At 56.9% G+C, this 13644-nt stretch carries 14 protein-coding genes; 2 read left to right on the top strand and 12 right to left on the bottom strand.

The features are described from left to right. Window positions 1-12: 12 nt before the first annotated feature. Entirely contained in the window at window positions 13-846 is an 834-nt protein-coding gene (locus tag FE788_RS12530) for a hypothetical protein (protein ID WP_138380962.1), read from the bottom strand. Window positions 847-887: 41 nt separating this feature from the next. Further along, a complete protein-coding gene (locus FE788_RS12525) occupies window positions 888-1367 on the bottom strand; it encodes an RNA pyrophosphohydrolase (protein WP_138381398.1) in 480 nt (159 codons plus the stop codon). A gap of 206 nt (window positions 1368-1573) precedes the next feature. Here FE788_RS12525 and FE788_RS12520 point away from each other — a divergent pair, with 206 nt between their 5' ends. Then, window positions 1574-1975, top strand: coding sequence for a Tom37 metaxin N-terminal-like domain-containing protein (locus tag FE788_RS12520; protein ID WP_138380961.1), 402 nt, complete (start codon window positions 1574-1576; stop codon window positions 1973-1975). 16 nt (window positions 1976-1991) lie between these two features. Next, complete coding sequence (locus FE788_RS12515; RefSeq protein ID WP_168190414.1) at window positions 1992-2282, top strand: glutathione S-transferase C-terminal domain-containing protein; 291 nt, start codon at window positions 1992-1994, stop codon at window positions 2280-2282. A 43-nt stretch (window positions 2283-2325) separates the two neighbouring features. Here FE788_RS12515 and FE788_RS12510 read toward each other — a convergent pair whose 3' ends face one another. The 10 genes from FE788_RS12510 to obgE all read right to left on the bottom strand — a co-directional run bounded on the left by FE788_RS12510 (window position 2326) and on the right by obgE (window position 13510). Then, window positions 2326-3609, bottom strand: a complete 1284-nt coding sequence (locus FE788_RS12510) for a divergent polysaccharide deacetylase family protein (protein ID WP_138380959.1) — start codon at window positions 3607-3609, stop codon at window positions 2326-2328. A 122-nt stretch (window positions 3610-3731) separates the two neighbouring features. Beyond that, window positions 3732-5066: a S41 family peptidase gene (locus FE788_RS12505; RefSeq protein ID WP_138380958.1), complete on the bottom strand. Its 1335-nt coding sequence runs from the start codon at window positions 5064-5066 to the stop codon at window positions 3732-3734. After that, entirely contained in the window at window positions 5067-6404 is a 1338-nt protein-coding gene (locus tag FE788_RS12500; RefSeq protein WP_138380957.1) for a murein hydrolase activator EnvC family protein, read from the bottom strand. It abuts the gene before it with no gap. Continuing rightward, window positions 6391-8001 (bottom strand): 2,3-bisphosphoglycerate-independent phosphoglycerate mutase, encoded by a 1611-nt coding sequence (gene gpmI / locus FE788_RS12495; protein WP_138380956.1) that lies wholly within the window; start codon window positions 7999-8001, stop codon window positions 6391-6393. The genes FE788_RS12500 and gpmI overlap by 14 nt, the downstream gene beginning before the upstream one ends. A 204-nt stretch (window positions 8002-8205) precedes the next feature. After that, complete coding sequence (gene rlmH / locus FE788_RS12490) at window positions 8206-8676, bottom strand: 23S rRNA (pseudouridine(1915)-N(3))-methyltransferase RlmH (RefSeq protein ID WP_138380955.1); 471 nt, start codon at window positions 8674-8676, stop codon at window positions 8206-8208. Between the two features lie 9 nt (window positions 8677-8685). After that, on the bottom strand, window positions 8686-9129 hold the full coding sequence (gene rsfS, locus FE788_RS12485; RefSeq protein ID WP_246057934.1) for a ribosome silencing factor: 444 nt from the start codon (window positions 9127-9129) through the stop codon (window positions 8686-8688). A gap of 23 nt (window positions 9130-9152) precedes the next feature. Further along, window positions 9153-9806 (bottom strand): nicotinate-nucleotide adenylyltransferase, encoded by a 654-nt coding sequence (locus FE788_RS12480; protein ID WP_138380953.1) that lies wholly within the window; start codon window positions 9804-9806, stop codon window positions 9153-9155. Beyond that, window positions 9787-11055, bottom strand: a complete 1269-nt coding sequence (locus tag FE788_RS12475) for a glutamate-5-semialdehyde dehydrogenase (RefSeq protein WP_138380952.1) — start codon at window positions 11053-11055, stop codon at window positions 9787-9789. The genes FE788_RS12480 and FE788_RS12475 overlap by 20 nt, the downstream gene beginning before the upstream one ends. Before the next feature lie 119 nt (window positions 11056-11174). Then, complete coding sequence (gene proB, locus FE788_RS12470; protein WP_138380951.1) at window positions 11175-12305, bottom strand: glutamate 5-kinase; 1131 nt, start codon at window positions 12303-12305, stop codon at window positions 11175-11177. A gap of 95 nt (window positions 12306-12400) precedes the next feature. Next, window positions 12401-13510 carry a GTPase ObgE gene (gene obgE, locus FE788_RS12465; protein WP_138380950.1) on the bottom strand — a complete coding sequence of 370 codons (1110 nt, stop codon included), beginning with the start codon at window positions 13508-13510 and terminating at the stop codon, window positions 12401-12403. Window positions 13511-13644: the final 134 nt, after the last annotated feature.

Genomic DNA, 13644 nt, shown 5'->3' with positions numbered 1-13644 from the left:
AAAAGCTGAGGATCAGCGAACAAGAAGGCAGTAGACGCGGGTGGTGGCAGCTCCTATCAACGCGCCGGGAGCCACGCCAACGGGGCTGAGCAGCAGCTGTAGTATGAGCAGGCCTGACCCTGAAGAGGGTGACACATCTGACAGATCGCCCGGCATCACGGCGGTGACGGCGGCGGAAGTGAGAAATACCACAAACCAGGCCGGCGCCAGGATGGTCAGATATATAAAGACCAGTTTCAGCCCCTCTCCCCGGGTGTAATACCAGGATTCTCTGAACGGCAGAAAACGGGCGTTTTCCGCAATGCTGGCAAATGTAGGAAGCATTCGCAGTGCAATGATGAACAGAAATACGCTGGCGGCAAGGCCTGAGAGCACGGTGATGGTGGTGGTCAGGGGGCTGCCTCCGGTAAGGGCGCTGAAAATCAGGGTGACCAGCCCGATAACCATATTGGCCGACAACATGAAAATAAACAGCAACAGGATAAATAATACGCTGTACAACACGAATTTGACGACCATCCGGCCAAGATCTGGCAGGCTGAAGCTTAAATACCGGTCCCGTCCCAAAAGATACAGCCGGAAATATAACAGGTGAATCACCGCCGCCCAAAGGAATGCCACCACAATAAAGCCCCAGAAAACAGGGGGCAGATCCAGTTCCGCCATACCATGGCCAGGGGAAATACTGGACAGGTCCAGCCCACCGCCCAGAACAAAGAAACCTATCGGCAGGCTATAGAGATAGGACAGAATCACATGTGACTTCAAATGAGTAAAAAAGACCGCATAGGTTTCGCGGAATATGTCCCAGATGGCAAGTTTGCCGGTCTCATCCTGTATCATCATACCTCTCGTGACGGACTGTGGCGCCGGACGGACATGGCAGGTCAGTCCTTGCGGATCAGATGGTTAAAACGGGCCACCAGAGTCCGGTAAAGATCCCGTTTGAAGGGGACGATCATATCCGGCAGGCGGTGCATGTCGACCCATTTCCACTGGTTAAACTCCTGATGATCGGTTTCCAGGTTGATGTCCTCGTCCCGTCCCAAGAAGCGCAGGGCAAACCATTTCATTTTCTGACCCCGATACCGGCCTTTCCAGACCTTGCCAATCAGGTGCTCGGGCAGGTCGTAATACAGCCATTCCGGAATTTCATCAATGATTTCCGCCTTGCAGGTGCCGATCTCTTCTTCCAGTTCCCGAAGGGCGGCGTCTTTCGGCTCCTCGCCCTCATCTATACCGCCCTGGGGCATTTGCCAAGCTTCGGCGACGGTATCAATACGCCGTCCGACAAAAACCTTGCCTTCGGGGTTGAGCAGCATTATGCCGGTACAGGGGCGATAGGGAAGGTGTTGCGGATCGGTCATATTCTTCAGTCGGATTTTGAAGGTTGGCGTAACGGAAATGAGCTGGTGGTCCTGTTCTTGGACCATGCCAAAAAGCTTAATGAAGGTCTATATGAATCAAAAAAAAAGCTGTTGCAACGGGAACAAAAACTGAACAAAATAAAGTTTCCTTAAGACGCAGGGCATTCGTCTGGAACAATTTATGACATTCATCTATAGGAGGGGGCATGATTACCTTGTATAAATTTGGCCGGCTCGGCAATCTCGTGGATCCCAGCCCGCCATGCCTGAAGGTTGACTCCTATCTTAGGATGGCGGGTCTGGAATATCAGGCGGTTGATGGGGTGGACGGCCTGCGCAAGGCTCCCAAGGGCAAACTGCCCTATATTGAGGACAATGGGGCGGTGATCCCGGATTCCACCTTCATTCTGCATTATCTGAAAGACAAATACGGTGATTCGGTGGATGGCCATCTGGATGACGAAGAAAAGGCGATCACCCACGCCTTTATGAAAATGATGGATGAAAATCTGTATTGGGGGGTGCTGCACAGTCGCTGGATGCTTGAGGAAAACTGGCCAAAACTGAAACGGATTTTTTTTTGGTGGGATTCCGGCGCTGCTTCGTGAGTTCATTGCTCCGCGGGTGCGCAAAAAGGTCAGAAGCAGCCTTTATGGTCATGGCATTGGTCGCCACAGCGATGCGGAAATTGCTGAACTTTGCGCTTGGGATCTCAAGGCGTTGTCGGATTTCCTGGGGGAGAAGGTCTGGTTCCATGGGGAAAAGGCCAGCAGTCTGGATGCCTGCGCTTATGGCGTTTTGGCGCAACTTTTCTTGCAGGAGGAGTTTACCGGCCCTTTGTATGAGAAAGCAAAGTCCTTTGACAATCTGGTCAGTTTCACCCAGCGGTTCCACCGTACCTATTATGAAAGCTGACCAAAGAAGCAGAAAGGCTGACAGATTATTGTGTTGATAAGGTCTATCGGATCGGTTGGCGGTTTGCGACGGCGGTGACCGGGACCAGCTGAAACCCTTTTTCTGGCAGGGTGCGGGCCCATTCGTTGAGAACCTCGATGCTGAGGGGATAGGGTCGGGCGATGCCGACAGCAGCGCCATAGGTGTTGGCGGTGTTTTCCAGTTCTTCGAGCCGTTTGAGAATTTCTTGCCGGCGCACCACATTGTCAAGAAAGCGGGTGTTAACGGCCCGGGGCATACCGATGCGCCGGGCATATTGTGCTGCAATACTGTAGCGGCTGGAGCGGGAATCCAGAAACATCAGGCCCCGGCCATTGAGATCGTCAAGAACGGGCCCCACAGCCTCTTCCGAGGCGGTGAATTTGGATCCCATATCATTGACCACACCCACATATCCCGTAAAACGGGACAGCAGCCATTCAAGGCGTTTCAGGTTGTCCCGAACCGCAAAAGTGGTCATCAGGGTATGCGGGCCGGGGTCATTCTGGGGGTAGTTTTGCGGCTCCATGGGCAACATGAGAAAAAGTTCATGCCCGGCTTGGCGTGCCCGATCCGCCCAGTCTTGCAAATTACGTCCATACGGGGACAGGGCCAAGGCCATTTCCCCCGGCAGGTCGCGGATGGCTTTTTCGCTGCGCCGGCTGTTCAGGCCAATCCCGGTCACCAGAATGGCAATTCTGGGGGCCGCACTCAACTCCTCATGGGGCCTGGCATATTCTTTCCACGCTACTTTGCCGTCCGGCCCCAATACCGGCAGCGGTCCGTGCGGACCGTCTATGACAAGGCCGGGATCGGGAGCGGGGGCAAGTGACATTTCCCGGGTATAGGGCATGGCTGTGTCTGCCGAGTTCTGAACGGTGGGGGGGGGGGTGGGGGCAAGGGCGGCCCTATTGTCCCTGACAGGGGTGTCTTCAGCCACCATATCCGTATCCGCGACAGAGGGATTTTCTGATTCTGGAGGGGTCTTTGACTGTGTTAGGGGCGAAAGAGCATTTTCCGCATCGGTTTCGGAGCCGTCAGCAGCAGAAGCGTCCAGCACAATAACCTGTTCCCCGGGTTCCGGTGTCGTTTGCGGTGGGGCGGCTTGTGTCGGCCCGGCAGAGGTGCCGGTATCTTCGCCCACCGCCACCTGTTCATCTGCGGGGCGGGTGGAGGGCGGCGGACCGTCGGACAGGGACAGCCACAGAATGACACTGCTAAAACTGATCAAAACAAACGCCCAGGCCGCGACCAGAGGGCTGATGGTGCGTCTGCGAGTCATGATCGGTAATTCGGGTTCCGTATCCATGATGACTGTCTTCTGGCTGTGGTGTCCGTTCCGGTTTTGGACGGTTTTTCCTGATGGCGGGCAGGCGGCATTTGCCGCCTGTCCCTGTCTTATTCCTGTGTTATGTTTCGTGACGAACCATGTTACTGGTTAAATTTGGCGATAGACATGCCCCGGATCAGGTTGATGGCATAGTTCAGCTGATAGTCGTCCTTGGCGCTGGTCAGCTTGATTTTGTCCTCCTCCTTCTGCTTGTCCTCTTCGGTTCTGGTTTCCGCCTCCAGAAGCTCTTCATGTCCATTGTTGGGGTTTTCCAGGCTGCCTCTCAGGCTGCGTTCCGAACGGCGGCTGGTGTTGATTTCTTCCGCCTCATCCAGACGCAACTGTTCCACCTCTACATCCGGGTGGATGCCTTCGCCCTGGATGCTGTTGCCGGACGGGGTGAAATAATAAGCGGTGGTCAGCCGCATGGCGCCATTGGCCCCAAGCGGAATAATGGTCTGTACGGATCCCTTGCCGAAGGATTGGGTCCCGACCACTACGGCTCGCTGATGATCCTGAAGGGCGCCGGCGACGATCTCCGAGGCGGAGGCCGACCCGCCATTGATCAACACCACAAGCGACTTGCCCTTAAGCATATCCCCTTTGTGGGCGTTATAGCGTTGAATGGAGCGGTCGTTGCGGGTGCGGGTTGACACAATTTCCCCGCGGTCCAGAAACGCATCGGTTACGGCAATGGCCTGATCAAGAAGCCCCCCGGGATTGTTGCGCAGGTCCAGCACCACCCCCTGTAGCCGATCGCCCAATTCCTGATGAATGGCTTCAAGCGCTTCTTTCAGGCCTTCGCCGGTTTTTTCGGTAAAACTGGTGATTCGGATATAACCCACCTCGTCTTCAATATGATACCGGACCGACTTGATTTTGATGATGTCGCGGGTCACGGTCACTTCCAGGGGTTTTTTCTCGCCCTTGCGCACAATGGTGAGGGTAATGTCGCTGCCCACCTCACCGCGCATCTTTTCCACGGCTTCGGTGAGGGTGAGGCCAATCACCTGTTCTCCATCCAGGCGGGTGATATAGTCGCCGGCCTGGATTCCGGCCCTTGCCGCCGGGGTGTCGTCAATGGGGGAGACGACACGCACCACGCCGTTTTCCTGGGTGACTTCCAGTCCCAGCCCGCCATATTCCCCGCGGGTCTGAACCTGCATATCCTCAAAGTTTTTCGGATTCAGGTAACTTGAATGGGGGTCCAGGGACGCCAGCATGCCGTTAATGGCGGCTTCAATGAGCTCCTCGTCCTTTACCTCCTTGACATACTGGGACCGGATGCGTTCAAACACATCCCCGAACAGGTTCAGCTGTTTATAGGTATCAGAATTGGCGCCATAGGCCGTTTCCGGTCCGGAAAGGCCCGTGCCCATCAGGCCCACGCCCATCAGACAAAGGGCCAGAACAGCAGTTACAACAAATTTCTTCATCTATCCAAGTACCTTTCTGTCGCGCGCCGCGATCCAGGGCAGGGGGTTAATGGGTTTGCCCTGTTGTCTTAATTCAATATAGAGCTTCCGGCCGTAATTTCCCACCCCATTGCTGGCGGCCAGGTCCGTAACGGCCATCTGGCCGACAGGTTCTCCTTTTAGTATCCACTGTCCGACGACGGCGTCAAGTCGCGTCATGCCGGCCAGCAGGGTATGATATCCGTCCCCGTGGGAAATGATGAGAATCTGCCCATAGGTCCGGAATTTCCCGGCAAAAATAACCCGCCCGTCATGGGGGGCAACCACCATGGCTTCGGGTCGGGTCAGAATTGTAATGCCCCGGGAAACATGGCCTTCCGGCGTTTTCTGACCGAAACGAATCGCAATGGCGCCGCGCGCCGGTAGCGGCAACGTGCCCTTGGCCAGAGCGAATTTGTCGCCACCGCCCGGCAGCCGGGTTTCCGGCACCGTGGAACGGGCGCTCTGGCGGTTGGGTTTGTCTTTCAGCCTTTGCGCCGCCGCCCGGGCGGCTTCCTCACGGGCCCGGTTTTCTTTTTCGATTCTGGCGATCAGCTCCTGGAGCGTTTTGGCGGTAGCGGCAAATTTTGCCAGTTTCTTGCGTTCTTCCCGGGTAGCCTTGTGCAGGATTTGCTGGCGTTTCTTGCGTTCCGCCATCAGTCCGTCAAGCTCTTCGCGGGTGACGGTGAGGCTGGCCAGTTCCTGGCGCAGTTCTTCCCGTTCCAGGGAAATTTCCTGCCGGACATTCTGCAATTCATCCATGTCTTCGCGAAGGCGACGGGCTTTGTCCCGCAGCGTGGGAAGAATACGGCGCAACAGGCTGGCGCTGCGCAGGCTGTTAATGGCTTCATCGGGACGAAAGGCCACCAGTTCCGGAGGTTGCTGGCTGAGACGTTGCAAGGCGGCGAGGGTCTCTGCCATCTGCCCACTGCGGGTCTTGAGGCGGGTTTCGAGCTGGTCCTGTTTCTGATCCAAAAGCACCAGGCGGGCCTCCCGTTCATTGAGGCGGCTTTCCGTTTCCTGGAGGATATGCGCCGTTTTCACCAGTTGGCGGCTGAGATCGGCGATTTCCCGTTCCAGGGAGGCGGCCTGTTTTTCATATTCAAGGGCCTTGCGGGTGGTTTCCTCGATCTTTTGCTGAACATCTTCCAGTTTTTGCCGGCTGGGGTCTTCTTCCACAGACGAAGCCGTCCAAGGCAAGAGCAGGACAGCTAGACACAACAGCATCTTGAGGAGACGTTGTGTCCCCAGAGATAACAGATCCAGCGATAACCGGATCTGGGCCAGTTCCTGAAATGCCACACGCTTAAGCAGTTGCACGAACCTCCGTTTGCTGGTGTTTCTGGATCAATCTGATGAGGGAGCGACCGGTCATGGCCGTGGGCTGTTCCAGTCCCATCAGGGTGAGCACCGTAGGCGCCACATCCGCCAGGCGGCCATTGTCCAGCTCAATGCTCAGTTCTTGTGCCTTCTCCCCCAGGGCGGCCTGGGCATTGACCAGCAGAAACGGTACCAGATTGGTGGTATGCGCCGTGTGAGGCTGCCCGGTCTGGGGGTCTTCCATCATTTCAATATTGCCATGATCGGCGGTCACCAGCATGGTGCCGCCAACCTCTACCAGCGCCTCCCGCAACCGGCCAAGGCACTGGTCGATGGTTTCCACGGCCTTGATGGCGGCGGGCAAAACACCGGTATGACCGACCATATCGGGATTGGCGTAATTCACCACAATCAGGTCATAGGCCTTTTCACGAATGGCCTGCACCAGTTTTTCCGTCACTTCCGGCGCGGACATTTCCGGTTTCAGATCATAGGTCGCCACATCGGGAGAGGGGATCAGAATGCGGTCTTCCCCCTCATAAACTTCTTCGGATCCGCCGTTGAAGAAAAAGGTCACATGGGCGTATTTTTCCGTTTCCGCAATGCGCAGCTGCTTCAGCCCCCGCTGTGCTACCACCTCGCCCAGCGTATCGCGGATTTCTTCGGCGGGGAACAGGGCCGGCAGGAAATTGTTAAGTGCTGCGGAATATTCCACCATGCCGGCCTGGGCGGCAAAATGGACCTGACGGTCGCGTTCAAAACCATCAAAGGCCGGGTCAAGAAAAGCCGTCAGGATTTCCCGCGCCCGATCCGCCCGGAAATTGGCCATCAGCAATCCGTCGCCATTCTTCATGCCCTGATAGTCACCAATAATGACAGGACGCACAAATTCATCGGTGATGCCGGCGGCATAGCTATTGGCTATGGCTTCTTGGGCCGTGGCGGCCTGGTCGCCCCGGGCCTCGGCCATGGCCTCATAGGCCAGCTTCACCCGTTCCCAGCGTTTGTCCCGGTCCATGGCGTAATAACGACCGCTTAAGGTGACAAGGCGGGCATTTTTCAGGGCACTTAGTGCCTTTTCAAAGGCGGCGACAAACTCTCCGGCGCTTTTGGGCGGTACGTCCCGGCCATCCAGAAAGCCGTGAATGGCGACCGTAATCCCGCTGTCCTCAAGGGCCCGGGCCAGCGCCAGCATATGATCCTGATGGGAATGCACCCCACCCGGTGAGAGCAGCCCCATCAGATGACAGACACCACCGGAGTTTTTCAGTTTTTGGACAAAGTCACGAAAAACGGGAAGTTGCGCGAGGCGACCCTCGGCAATGCAGGTATCAATACGTGGCAGATCCTGCAACACCACGCGGCCGCCGCCCAGATTCATGTGTCCCACTTCCGAATTACCCATCTGGCCGTCAGGCAGTCCCACGGCCATGCCGGAAGTTTCCAGAAAACCCCGGGGGCAGGTTTGGACAAAATCGTCGTAAGTGGGGGTCTGCGCCAGGGCAATGGCGTTATTGACCGTTTCACTGCGTTCTCCCCAGCCGTCCAAAATACAAAGAACGACCGGTTTGGTGGGGGTTACGGTGGCGTTATTCATTACGTCTGGTTCCGTTTTCCTTGTGTTGCCGCCTTGGCGTCATCTCGCGGGCCGCTTTCGGGAGGCCCGGGCTTGCCCTCTTCTTTGTTGTATCCGCGTTGGGACTATTTTACAGAAGTTGGGTTAATAGCTTGTAAAATCAAGCCTTGCAGGGTGTTTTGCCATGCTTTGCCCAAGAATTCAATCCCAAGTGCAAAAGAGCCTTCACTCCCTGTGATAAGGGTGGCCCGCAAGAATGGTTGAGGCCCGGTAAATCTGCTCACACAACATCAGGCGCACCATCATATGCGGCCAGGTCATGGCCCCGAAGGACAGTTTAAGGTCGGCCTGCTCCCGAATTTCGGGGGCAAAGCCATCGGCGCCGCCAATCAAAAAGGTGAGGGTGTTGTGCCCGCTGTCCCGCCACTGGGCAATGTGTGCTGCGAAGTCGGTGCTGCGCATATTTTTGCCCCGTTCATCCAGGGCAATGATCGGGGAAGATCCGCTTCTTAGACGGGAAAGCGCACTGAGAATCAGCTCCGCTTCCCGCATCAGCCGTTCCGTTCCCTTGACGGGGCGCTTTTCCTCCACTTCGGTGATGGTGACCGGCCACGGGGTGCGTTTGACATATTCCCGGACCAGGTCCAGCTCAGGACCTTTTTTCAAACGCCCCACGGCGATAATATGAATCTGCATCGTTGCCGGTCAGGAAGAGCGTGGCCCGTTGCCTGACCCTTTTTCCGGTCCTGGTCGGGATAGGGAAGAATTGTCCGGCGTGAAATCGGGCATCCACATTTTTTCCAGATTGTAAAAGGCCCGTACTTCAGGGCGGAAAATGTGGACAATAATGTCCCCGGCGTCAATCAGCACCCAATCCGCTTTTTCCAGGCCCTCGGCCCGGCAGCTGCCGCGACCGCTGTCCTTGATTTTGCGCAATAGATGATCGGCGATGGCGGCCACCTGACGGGTGGATCGTCCCGACGCAATAATCATCAAATCGGCAATGCTGGTTTTTCCGGCGAGGTCAATCAGGGTGATCTCTTCTGCTTTGTCGTCTTCCAGAGACTTGAGCATGATCTCTTTCAGACGTTCCGTACTCGGCGGTTCCGAAGACTTTGAAACGTCTTCCAACTCTTGTGTTCTAGGCACGTTTTTCCAGTCACCTTTCGCAGTTAAAGTTGTTGTTGTCGTATAGCCGTTGAAGATACGGGATTTTTGCGTCCGTGGCAAAAAACCCATGCCGGCGGTGTTTGTGCCGCCAGACATCCCGCCCGGCTTTCCGGCAGCCGCGCCATCGCAAACCGCCGGGCGGCCTTGCTGGCAACAGCAGACATAGAATAACCGGGACGGTCAAAAATCGCAAACGGAACCATAAGGGCAATTTGCTGCCAGTTTCTCCAGCGGCTGAATTGCGCCAGATTGTCGGCTCCCATCAGCCAGACAAAACGGGTGTCCGGCAGACGTTGGATCAGATGGGCCAGGGTATGCACCGTATAGGTCGTATGCAGCCGGCGTTCCAGATCCATGACTTTGAGCCGTGGGTGCCGCACCAAGCGGCGCGCCTTGGCCAACCGCCGGTCAAGTTCCGCCGTTTCTGCGGGGCTTTTCAGCGGGTTTTGCGGCGATACCAGCCACCAGACATAATCCAGCCCCAGGCGGTTGAGCGCCATGAGGCTGATGTCCAGATGTCCCTGGTGCGCCGGATTGAATGATCCGCCCAGAAGACCGATCTTGAGGCCGCGCCAGAGGTGCTGTCCGGGGATGAGCCCCGGGCGTCGGGGGACGCCAGCATTCCTGGATGGAGCCTCAGGGGCGCGTTTGGCCATTGCCCTGGACCTGATATTTGTAGCTGGTGAGCTGCTCCAGCCCCACCGGGCCACGGGCATGCATTTTGCCAGTGGAAATGCCGATTTCAGCGCCCATGCCGAACTCCCCGCCATCTGCAAACTGGGTGGAAGCGTTGTGCATGACGATGGCGCTGTCCACCTCATTGAGGAACAGGGCGGCGGTGTCGGCGTTTTCGGTGACAATCGAGTCCGTATGGTGGGATCCATGCCGGGCAATGTGCTCGATGGCGCCTTTGACGCCGTCCACACAGCGGATCGCCAGGATGGCCTCCAGATATTCCGTGTCCCAGTCTTCTTCGGTAGCGGCTTCCATGCCCGGGTACAGGCTTCTGGCCAGCTCATCCCCCCGTAATTCACACCCCTTTTCCCGCAATGCTTCGGCAAGGGGAGGCAGAAATTTATCGGCGACCGCCTTGTCAATCAACAGGGTCTCCATGGCCCCGCAAATTCCTGTGCGGCGCATCTTGGCATTGACGGCAATATTGATGGCTTTTTCCAGGTCCGCGTCGCGGTCTACATAGACATGACAGATGCCGTCCAGGTGGGCCATGACCGGCACCTTGCTTTCATTTTGCACCCGTTCAATGAGCGAACGCCCGCCGCGCGGCACAATAATATCCACCAGACCCGCAAGTCCCAGAAGTTCCCCTACGGCGGAACGGTCCTGGGTAGGAATCAGCTGAATGGCGCTCTCCGGCAAGCCGGCCTGACGCAGGCCCTCACCCAGGCAGGCATGAATGGCGCGGCTGGAATGTGCACTTTCACTGCCGCCGCGCAGAATCGCAGCGTTACCGGATTTAAGACACAATGCGCCGGCGTCTGCCGTGACATTGGGTCGGGATTCATAAATGATTCCGATGACGCCCAGTGGTACGCGAACGCGGGAAATTTTCAGGCCATTGGGCCGGTCCCAGCTTGCCATCACATCCCCTACCGGGTCGGGCAGATCGGCAATATCCTCAAGGCCGCGCGCCATGCCTTCGATCCGTGCGGAATCAAGCAAAAGACGGTCAAGCAGGGCCCCGGTCAGGCCGCGACCCTTGGCAATTTCCATATCCCGGGCATTGGCCGATAGAATATCTTTCTCATTTGTCCGCAGCGCGGCGGCGGCGGCCCGCAGGGCGGTATTCTTGGCTTCGGTACGGCACGTAGCCAGGATGGCGGCTGCCTTACGAGCGGCCTGTCCCATCTCCTGGATCAGTTTTTTGATGTCCTGCTCTGTATTCATCAAGCGTTCCCATATTGTGGTGTTATGTTTTTGGTGTAGGTGATGTGAATGGTTTTCCCGGTTCAGCCTGTTTCAAGTGTTGAGACCTGAACGGCACCATATTTCCCTATTCATTATCATTATTTATGCCCGTTACCGGTCATGACAAGGTCACTGCGGTGAATTAATTCCTCACGCCCCACATAACCAAGAATTTGTTCGATTTCCTGACTGCGGCGGCCAATAAGCTTGCGGGCTTCGGTCGCGCCATAGGCGATCAGGCCTCGGCCGATTTCCCGGCCGTGCAGGTCGAGAATGCTCACTGCGTCCCCCTTGTCAAAGTTGCCCTCCACCCGCACAACACCGGCAGGCAACAGGCTTTTGCCCTGTCCCAAGGCCTGTGCGGCGCCGGCGTCCACCACCAGGCGGCCGCTGATTTCCAGCGTACCATTGATCCACTGTTTTTTGGCGGCATAGGGGCTGTCGCTGGCCTGGAACCAGGTGCCGGGACCACCATCCAGATAGCGGCTGACTGGATTGAGGGGTTTACCACTGGCAATAACCATATGACAGCCACCGGCTGTGGCGATTCGGGCAGCGGCGATTTTGGTGATCATGCCGCCGGAGCCAAAGCCGGTGGAAATGGGGGTGCCGGCCATCCTTTCAATTTCCGCCGTGATCTGGTCCACATGGGCGATAAATTGCGCGTTTTCATCCTTGTGGGGATCGGCGGTGTACAAGCCGTCTATATCCGACAGCAAAAACAGACAGTTTGCCTCACACATGGTTGCGACCCGAGCGGCCAGCCGGTCATTGTCACCATAACGCAGTTCATCTGTGGCCACAGTGTCATTTTCATTGATGACCGGCACCACGCCCAGTTTCATCAGTCGCAGCATGGTGTTGCGGGCATTAAGATAGCGGCGGCGTTCCTCCGTATCGCCATAGGTCAGCAGAATTTGCGCCACGGGAATGTTGTGACGGCCCAGAATCTGTCGGTAGGCGGCGGCCAATTCGATCTGGCCCATGGCGGCGGCGGCCTGGTTGTCTTCCAGCCGTTTGCTGATTTTCAGGTCCAGAAGCTTGCGCCCCAGTGCGATGGAGCCGGACGAGACCAGAATCACATCCTTGCCTGCGGACCGCAAGCGGGCCACATCCGCGGCAATGCTTTCCAGCCAGTTTTCGCGAAGCTGTCCGGTCTGGGCATCGACCAGCAGGGCGGAACCAATCTTGATCACGATACGGTGGCTGTCGTTCAGGATATCTTTCATGAATGGTGGCTTTCCATGATTTTCGGCCCATGATTTTCGGCCCATGATTTTTAGCCGGCTCTGGGGGAGGCGTGTCTCTCCTGTCTTTGCGCTGCTCAGATAGGAGACCAGCCTGTGGGGTCCTCCTCTTGCGGCGTGTTGTCTTCTTCTTCCTCCGGCGCGCTGGTGGCAGAAGCGGCATAGGACGGGGAAGAGACAGCATCCTTTTCTTTTTCGCGGGCGGCGTCCACTTGTTTGAGCAGCAGGCTTAGCACCTCTTTTACCCCCGCCCCGGTGACGCCGGACACGGGCAGGACAGGGGCATCTGTCACTTGGGCCAGTTCATCGCTCAACATCTTGATCAAGTCCTCATCCAGCGCATCACACTTATTCAGGCCGATGATTTCGGGTTTGCGGTCCAGTCCTGCGCCGTAGGCTTCCAGTTCATGACGTACGGTACGGTAGGCCTCAACCACATCTTCACCGGTGCCGTCGATCAAATGCAGCAAGATGCCGCAGCGTTCCACATGGCCCAGAAAACGGTCCCCCAGACCGTGGCCTTCATGGGCGCCTTCGATCAGGCCGGGAATATCGGCAATGACAAATTCCCGGTCGCCGACGCGCACCACCCCCAGCTGCGGGGCGAGCGTGGTGAAGGGATAATCGCCGATTTTCGGTTTAGCGCGACTGGTGGTGGCAAGAAAGGTGGACTTGCCGGCATTGGGCAGGCCCACCAGCCCCACATCGGCCATCAGTTTCAGACGCAGCCAGATCCACATTTCTTCGGCCGGTCCTCCGGGGGTGAATTTGCGTGGGGCCTGATTGGTGGAGGACTTGAAAGCCGTATTGCCTAACCCCCCCTTACCGCCTTCCAGCATCATGACCACCTGGCCGGGTTCGGTCAGATCCGCCAGCATGACGTCATAATTTTCATCAAAGATCTGGGTGCCGACAGGTACCTGTAACACTAGGTCTCCGCCCTGTGCGCCGGTGCGGTTCTTGCCCATGCCATGGCCGCCGCGCGGGGCTTTGAAATGCTGTTTGTAACGATAGTCGATCAGGGTGTTGAGACCTTCGACGGCTTCGACCAGAATATGGCCGCCGCGCCCGCCATTGCCGCCATCAGGACCGCCGAATTCCACATATTTTTCCCGCCGGAAGCTGACGCAGCCATCGCCGCCGGCGCCGGAACGGATATAAATCTTGCACTGATCGAGAAACTGCATGTTTAATTCTCTAGTCCCCGGGATAACAGATGAGGTCTCTTCCAAGATATAACCGAAAGCACAATATATCCATTATATATAAGGGGAGCGGCATATAAAAAGGGGAATGACCGGCATTCCCCTTTTACGGAAAC

It is taken from the genome of Luteithermobacter gelatinilyticus, assembly GCF_005849285.1.
Taxonomy (GTDB): domain Bacteria; phylum Pseudomonadota; class Alphaproteobacteria; order Sphingomonadales; family Emcibacteraceae; genus Luteithermobacter; species Luteithermobacter gelatinilyticus.
This window is presented reverse-complemented; position numbering and strand designations above follow the sequence as displayed.

What these genes read in the sequence shown, in the direction of transcription:
- rlmH (WP_138380955.1), bottom strand. Translation starts at nt 8,676, where the DNA reads ATGCAGATTCATATTATCGCCGTGGGGCGTTTGAAAAAAGGTCCTGAG.
- FE788_RS12510 (WP_138380959.1), bottom strand. Translation starts at nt 3,609, where the DNA reads ATGGATACGGAACCCGAATTACCGATCATGACTCGCAGACGCACCATC.
- FE788_RS12480 (WP_138380953.1), bottom strand. Translation starts at nt 9,806, where the DNA reads ATGGCCAAACGCGCCCCTGAGGCTCCATCCAGGAATGCTGGCGTCCCC.
- FE788_RS12530 (WP_138380962.1), bottom strand. Translation starts at nt 846, where the DNA reads ATGATGATACAGGATGAGACCGGCAAACTTGCCATCTGGGACATATTC.
- FE788_RS12475 (WP_138380952.1), bottom strand. Translation starts at nt 11,055, where the DNA reads ATGAATACAGAGCAGGACATCAAAAAACTGATCCAGGAGATGGGACAG.
- FE788_RS12520 (WP_138380961.1), top strand. Translation starts at nt 1,574, where the DNA reads ATGATTACCTTGTATAAATTTGGCCGGCTCGGCAATCTCGTGGATCCC.
- gpmI (WP_138380956.1), bottom strand. Translation starts at nt 8,001, where the DNA reads ATGAATAACGCCACCGTAACCCCCACCAAACCGGTCGTTCTTTGTATT.
- obgE (WP_138380950.1), bottom strand. Translation starts at nt 13,510, where the DNA reads ATGCAGTTTCTCGATCAGTGCAAGATTTATATCCGTTCCGGCGCCGGC.
- FE788_RS12505 (WP_138380958.1), bottom strand. Translation starts at nt 5,066, where the DNA reads ATGAAGAAATTTGTTGTAACTGCTGTTCTGGCCCTTTGTCTGATGGGC.
- proB (WP_138380951.1), bottom strand. Translation starts at nt 12,305, where the DNA reads ATGAAAGATATCCTGAACGACAGCCACCGTATCGTGATCAAGATTGGT.
- FE788_RS12525 (WP_138381398.1), bottom strand. Translation starts at nt 1,367, where the DNA reads ATGACCGATCCGCAACACCTTCCCTATCGCCCCTGTACCGGCATAATG.